Source organism: Exiguobacterium sp. A1_3_1 (genome assembly GCF_048985645.1).
Classification (GTDB): domain Bacteria; phylum Bacillota; class Bacilli; order Exiguobacteriales; family Exiguobacteriaceae; genus Exiguobacterium_A; species Exiguobacterium_A indicum.
Genome location: NZ_WBYY01000234.1, coordinates 1 through 3,872 on the forward strand (window position 1 = coordinate 1; position 3,872 = coordinate 3,872).

At 34.6% G+C, this 3,872-nt stretch carries 4 protein-coding genes; all 4 read right to left on the bottom strand.

Annotated elements, in window-relative coordinates; genetic code table 11:
* Positions 1–76: 76 nt before the first annotated feature.
* The 4 genes from dndC to F8N00_RS16800 all read right to left on the bottom strand — a co-directional run bounded on the left by dndC (position 77) and on the right by F8N00_RS16800 (position 3,796).
* Positions 77–1,726, bottom strand: a complete 1,650-nt coding sequence (gene dndC, locus F8N00_RS16785; RefSeq protein WP_075642726.1) for a DNA phosphorothioation system sulfurtransferase DndC — start codon at positions 1,724–1,726, stop codon at positions 77–79.
* A 1-nt stretch (position 1,727) separates the two neighbouring features.
* Complete coding sequence (gene dndB / locus F8N00_RS16790; protein ID WP_075642727.1) at positions 1,728–2,831, bottom strand: DNA sulfur modification protein DndB; 1,104 nt, start codon at positions 2,829–2,831, stop codon at positions 1,728–1,730.
* Between the two features lie 126 nt (positions 2,832–2,957).
* A complete protein-coding gene (locus tag F8N00_RS16795) occupies positions 2,958–3,362 on the bottom strand; it encodes a hypothetical protein (protein ID WP_075642728.1) in 405 nt (134 codons plus the stop codon).
* Complete coding sequence (locus F8N00_RS16800) at positions 3,362–3,796, bottom strand: hypothetical protein (protein WP_421018628.1); 435 nt, start codon at positions 3,794–3,796, stop codon at positions 3,362–3,364. Before F8N00_RS16800 ends, F8N00_RS16795 begins: the two co-directional genes overlap by 1 nt.
* Positions 3,797–3,872: the final 76 nt, after the last annotated feature.

Consider the following 3,872-nt stretch of genomic DNA (forward strand, 5'->3'; position numbering starts at 1 on the left):
CAGGATCAAGGTCACATTTTGTTTACTGCGTTTACTTGAAAAATCAAATGTTTGTTGCTTATAAGCCCCTATATTTTTAAGCGTCAATGACTTTAGTTTCATTTTCTATCTCTCCTTCATGATACAACTGAAGGTAATCTTGCTTTAGCAAAGATGTCACTTCTTTTTGGAATCCGCGTTTTACTTTTAAACTTACGTATTCATTTCCGATATGGAATAATTTTTTAACAGTATTTAAATCAAGTTGATGTTTTTGAACCAACAATTCCAAATCTGACATTTGATCTGCTGTCATCAATGGTCGATCATCATGTTCCCAGTCAAGTTCAGTACCGTAGACTTCGTAATAAATTTGTGGCAATGAATCATTCCAGTCGCCTTCACGTAACCACATTCTTCTAATCATTCGAAGCTCTTCTTCTTGAATCAATGGAATATCATGTGATGTAGGCGCATTTAAGTCCCGTTGAACTTCTAATAGTTCTTTTAATAACATTTGCCGTGCCTCAAGCGTAAAAGGTCCTAAACCTAGTTGAGAATAAGATACGTTTCCTTCTCGATCTACCTGGCGGATGAAAAAATCTCTATGTTTTTCAGGACGACTCAAATCAATTTGATTGTTTACGATATACGAATTTAAGTTATATTCATCTACTACTTCAGCAGTTTCCACTTCAGGAAGCTCAACGTTCTCTATAGAATAGAGCTTAGCTGATCTCCCGCCCTTTTTCTTGATTGAAAGGTATGTGATCCCATCTTTTTCGTAATGCTCTACACCGATTAAATAGAACTTACCATTCATGCGACGATGCATTCTTAAGTTACGATCGTCTCGTACCCGCACTAAACGATTTCTATACTTCAATAATGGTGTCATCCACTCTTCGCCACTGTTAATAAATCCAGTAAGTGATTTATCTTCTGATACTACTGGACAAACCCAGCATCCAAAGCGACTGTTTCCACATGATCCAGCACTTTCTTTTATTGATTGATCAACTACTAACGGACATTCTCCACTAGAATTCAAGTACATTTCTTGTAACTTCGCATTGTCCTCTCCCCATGGTGAGGGATTGGATAAAAGATAACCCCAAACATCATCTAATCCAAACTCTTTAATAGGTGCAAAAACAAAGGCATTATTTAGTGTCGTATGCTTTAGTAGTTCAGTTCCTTGAATTTCATGTTCTTTAATTGAATTTCCTCGACTCTGACTTTCTTTAGAACGAACACCCAAAACCATAATAACTTCACCAAAACGATTTACTTTATCCTTAATGAATCGATCTGCCGGGTCAATTTTTAAACGATCTGTACACCATCTAAACGTTTGATTGGGTGTTGGGTATCCTCTGCCAATAATATTCGACCAGAATGTTTTTTCCGTTAATGGTTTTACTTTTTGTGTTTCTAAAGGTAATCCAGTTCGTAAGGCAGTGTCTTGCATACGTTGCAACGAACCATTGATCATTGCTGCAACTAGTGGATTTTCGACCATCGTATCAGAAGAAATAACGTATACTTTTTTGTGCCATTGTTCTGGTAACATTTCTAACAGTGCTTCAAATATTAGTTGTACAGTTAAAGTTGAATCTTTCCCTCCACTGTAACCAATAACCCAAGGTCGATCGTCTTGTGCGTATACTTTTTTTATCAGTTCCTTAGACTGTCTTGCTAAAGGATTGTCTTCTTTTTTAGCTAGTTGATTACTTATAATCCCCATATTAATTTAACTTCCTTTCAACAGAGAAATCTTCTTCCATTGCTTTCTCTTTTTCATTCAATTCAATATTTAAAAGCTGTTTAATTCGAATAGATGTTAATGCGATTGTTCGGCGATTTTTGATGATTCTCCCGGAATCGTCATAAGCTCTTCCTTTCCAATCTTTTTCATTTGTTCGACTCCAATCAATTCGTGCCAGCTCCTTAATACCTATTAACCAAGAATCTGGTCGTTGCGCAATCAAGGTTCTTCCTACTTCTGCCACTGCTTCGATAAATAATCCTTGGGCTGTAATCGATTGTAATCTCAATGTTCTCGGAGAAATATTTCTTTTCAGTACTTCTTCCCATTCAGGAATAGTCTCACATAATGTACTCCAAAACAAATTTATAACTTCTACATCCTGCTCAGTAATTGGTTCGCCTTTAGACTTTTCGATTAGTCGTAAATTAGCATTATATATATGATTGATTGATAATAGTTTTGGTGAATTTTTTGAGAGCGAGGTTCTTTCTTTTTCTGTATATCTAGATAAAAGTGGAATTTCACTTAGTAAGTTTTTAGTCACCATAGATAATTGATCTCGATGGTCGTACAGTATGCCAATCGATGAGGTCGTATTAACTGCATGACGATTTAAATCTGAAAATATTTGTTGAGATCTCTTCAATCCAGCGTCTTGAAAGAAAACAACTGATATCGTTTCATTTCCAAGTTCAGGTGCCAGTTTGAGCGCCTCTTCAATCGCTGCTCTTCTATGCTGACCGTCATTGATTAAAAACCTAGATTCTAAAGATATTGAGAGTTGTCCAAGATTTTGGTAATTAGGATGGTCATTGAACGGTTCAAAACTCATCTCGCCGTCTACAGAAGCCGTTAATGAAGAAAATACGTAATCTTCTGGATGATGAACAATATATTCTGTTATTTCTGGAATACGTCCTTTATTAATAATCCGTTGAGCGCGATATTCAACAGGTACTTCTTCTTCATCAAACAAAAAGATTTTAGGTATTAGTTTCAATGGACACATTACTACAAAATATTCTTTATTAGCTTGATAGCCTTTTAACGCAGGAAAATTATAATTAAAAGTAGCATTCATGTTATATATAATCCCCTCTCATTACGTACGTAACTTTGATATAAGTATAAAAAAATAAAGGTTATTATTCAAGTGAATATAACCTTTATTTGGATTTAATCTATCTAACATTTATTTTAAAGTCTTTTAGCTTAAAATCTTAATCCTGAAGTCTTCTAAATCTCCGCTATTATGATGGTTTTCCCATACTGTATATAATGATTCAATCCCGTGCTCAATGAACATTCTCATTTGCTTCTTAATATCAAAGTCTGTCAAAGTTGAACCTGCTTCATTAATAATTAGATGTTTGAAGATCGTAAAATCTTCTCCTGAAATAATTGCACCCATTTCCCAGTCACTACTTTCGCACCCTGAAGGAAGTTTTGTATACAGCCCTTTACTGTTTGCAATTCCTTTTGATAAGCCTAGTTTTACTACAAATGGTCGAACATCTTTTGATGATTCATCAAAAGTATCTACGAATTCTCCCATCAAATTATCAATTCTTGTTTTCGTTAATTTAGAAAGTTTAATTCCCTTTGAATCCATTATGATACTCCTTTCGTGAATTCGAAGTATCCTTCACGAATTACTGTATACTTCTCTTGTTCGTTGTAATCTAACATCAACTGTTTTGCTGTATTTTGCTCCATTAACTCCATATATTCTTTTGTGATTTCTGTATCTGTTGATAAAATCACAACTTGTTTACTCAACTTTCTATAGAAATGCGTAATCAAATTATTTCGATGATGACTATCTAATCGTCCTAATGGTGTATCGATTACCACTGGTAAATCTAAGTCAGAAGCTTTTGTCATCGCCCAAATAAATGCTGAAGAAATAATTTGTTTTTCCCCTGCAGAACGTTCTTCGATTGGAATTTCTGTTCCTGCTTCATTTTTTATTCTGATACACATGCTTTTCTCATCAAAATAAGCGTTCCCAAATTCATTTTGCTTTCTAAATAAAGCAGATAGCATCTCTTTGAATTCAAAACTGATTAAAGCAACTTTCCAATTCAAGACTTGTTCAGTGTAATCTGTCTCTTATACACAT